This is a genomic window from Chitinophaga sp. (assembly GCF_036569125.1).
In the GTDB taxonomy this organism is placed as follows: Bacteria; Bacteroidota; Bacteroidia; order Chitinophagales; family Chitinophagaceae; genus Chitinophaga.
This window is the reverse complement of the sequence record NZ_DATCRF010000367.1, coordinates 1-2,535: the sequence shown is the minus strand read 5'-3', so window position 1 is coordinate 2,535 and position 2,535 is coordinate 1. Positions and strand designations below refer to the sequence as shown.

Genomic DNA, 2,535 nt, shown 5'->3' with positions numbered 1-2,535 from the left:
GAAGAATTAGGATTGCTGTTTGATGCAGGCGACGGTATCACAGCTGCTTTACTGCAAAAAGCAAGAAAGATAGATAATGTTTTTATTTCTCATGCAGACCGGGATCATTTAACGGGACTGCTGCAATTCAACCAGCTGAATGCAAGAGAAGGTTTTCCCAAGATCTTCTATCCTTTAAGTTCCAGCTCCTTCCCTGCCATAGAAACCTTTTCAAAAAATTTTGATCCGCATGTAAGCGGCACTACCTGGAAGGGCATCAAAGAAAATGAGCACATTCAAATAAAGGACGACCTGTTTGTGCAATCCATCCGGAATAATCACGTACCGGCAGCAAAAGATGTTTTTAAAAGTTTTGGTTACCAGGTTTACCAGGTAAAGAACAAATTGAAAAAAGAATATGCGAGCTTATCACAGGAAGCCATCTTACAACGGATCGCGGAAATTGGCAAGGAGCAAATGACAGAGCAGATCAGGACCAACATACTCACCTATTCAGGAGATACGCCGGTGGATGATCCTGAGAGATGGAACAACACGAAAATACTGATCCATGAAGCTACCTTTTTAGGAGAACAGGAGCTGCACCACGCAAACACCCACCGGAACAAGCACAGTAATTTAGAGCAGGTTTTAAGAATGGTTTCCCAATTGAATATTGAAACGCTGATCCTGGGGCATTTCTCATCCCGCTATTCAAATGAAGAAATTGACAGGAGCATAAGAGCCTTATGCGTTCAGCTAAAAATAAAAATACCTGTTTACCGTGTGCTGCCTGGCGAGGTGCACAGGAATATACTGGCCGGGGAGCCAATTAATAGCACGATCTAAAACACGCCTCCTCCCGCTCCTATATTCTGCCCGGTTATCCACCTGCCCGCATCGCTGGCCAGGAAAACCGTTACATCGGCCACATCTTCCGGCTCTCCTACCCGTTTAAAAGGCGACATGGCCGCAGCTATCGCGCGGTCGCGCTCGGGCAGCAGATCTGTATTCGTAAAACCCGGGGATACTGCATTGACCGTAATATTGCGCTCTCCCAATTCCCGCGACAGCACTCTTACAAATTGTTCTATCGCTCCTTTACTACCCAGGTAAATGGCGTTCATAGAAAAATACATTTGTGTGCCGCCGGTAGAGGTAACGATGATGCGGCCCCCATCCTTTACCCTTCTGGCGGCTTCCTGCAGCACAAAAAAGATGCCTTTCGCATTGGTGTTGAACACAGCATCATATTGCTCTTCCGTAGCTTCGGATAATAAAGCGGGGATATAGTTGGCGGCATTGGCAACTACGATATCAGGTTTCCCCAACGCCTCTTCCGCTTTATCAAAAAGTGTTTTGATAGCCGGCAGCTTGGAGATATCTGCCTGTATGGCAACGGCTTTACCATCCTGCTGCCTGATCTTTTCTGCCATCTGTTCCGCAGCGGAAGCGCTGTTCACATAATTAATGGCCACTGCGGCTCCGGCTGCGGCTAAACGTTCTACGATGGCCTTTCCAATACCTCTTGAACCACCTACTACAATAGCGGTTTTACCTTTGAAGGCATCCTTTGCAAATGTTGTCATATCGGGCGCTTTATTGAGGGAATAAAGTTAAAGCTTATCTACGCTGCTTGCTCCTTCCCTGCTACCACAATCTTTCTTATATCCAGCTTACCGCTTACTGCATTAAACCGCACCTTCCCATTCTTCTGGCTTACATTCCCAAAACCACTTTCTGTGCTCAGGAAGCTGGTAAAGTCGCCCACCTTTGAATCAACATACAATGTTTTTTCAACTGCATCATAACGTACGCCGGTCAAAGCCTGCAGCAATCCATAGCTTGACATTGCCCTGGCATACCAATGCCCGCATTCATATTCATTGAACGGGTTGCGCACTTTGCCGTTATACCGGTCCCGGCAGGTTCTTACGATCTGCAGGCCTTTCTCTACCTCGCCCATAAAGATCAGGTGTGATGCTACCTGGTATTCTATCCCCGTCCACACTTCATTGCTGTAAACAAAAGGCAGGGAAAGCTTTCCCCCTTTAGGCCAGGAGCACAGCAGCAGGCCGCCCTCTTTTCCCAGCGCATAGGTAGGCCTTTGCGGGTTTACATGTTCGGAAAGGTCCTGCCGCAGGTTGTATTTATACACTGCAGCCAGGTGGCTTTTAATTTTAGCGGCATCCATAATATTATCCAGCCCGCAAACCCGCGCTATCCAGGCTCCCAGCACACCATCAGACAAACAGCCGGCGCCGTACTGATATTTAGGACCTTCTTTCTTTAACAGCTCCAGGGCTTCCGGTGAATAAGCGCCGCCGAATGATTGCGCCTTTACCGGATCGGGTGCATTCAAGCCTGTCCACTGGATCTTTTGAATAAAAAATTCGCCGTTATAGAGTTCCGTTTCCAATTGCTGCCTGCCTTTATTATACAGTTCTTTATAGTCAGCTGCATCCTGGTGCAGGTGTTCTGACATTTCAGTGAAGGCGCGCAATGCGCCCAGGTAAAAGCTGGTGCACATACCGGTAGCGCCCCAGAACTCTATAT

General features: G+C 47.7%; 3 protein-coding genes. 1 reads left to right on the top strand and 2 read right to left on the bottom strand.

What is annotated here, in order from left to right; genetic code table 11:
- A partial coding sequence (locus tag VIM87_RS13735) for an MBL fold metallo-hydrolase (RefSeq protein WP_331997544.1) occupies positions 1 to 828 on the top strand: 828 nt, incomplete at its 5' end.
- Here VIM87_RS13735 and VIM87_RS13730 read toward each other — a convergent pair.
- Positions 825 to 1,568, bottom strand: coding sequence for an SDR family oxidoreductase (locus tag VIM87_RS13730; protein WP_331997543.1), 744 nt, complete (start codon positions 1,566 to 1,568; stop codon positions 825 to 827). The two genes, VIM87_RS13735 and VIM87_RS13730, sit on opposite strands and share 4 nt — an antisense overlap.
- Before the next feature lie 38 nt (positions 1,569 to 1,606).
- Positions 1,607 to 2,535: GH116 family glycosyl hydrolase (locus VIM87_RS13725; protein ID WP_331997542.1), on the bottom strand; the 929-nt coding region annotated here is incomplete at its 5' end.

Excerpts from the sequence above, each read along its gene's own strand:
- VIM87_RS13730 (WP_331997543.1), bottom strand. The coding sequence starts at position 1,568 with ATGACAACATTTGCAAAGGATGCCTTCAAAGGTAAAACCGCTATTGTA.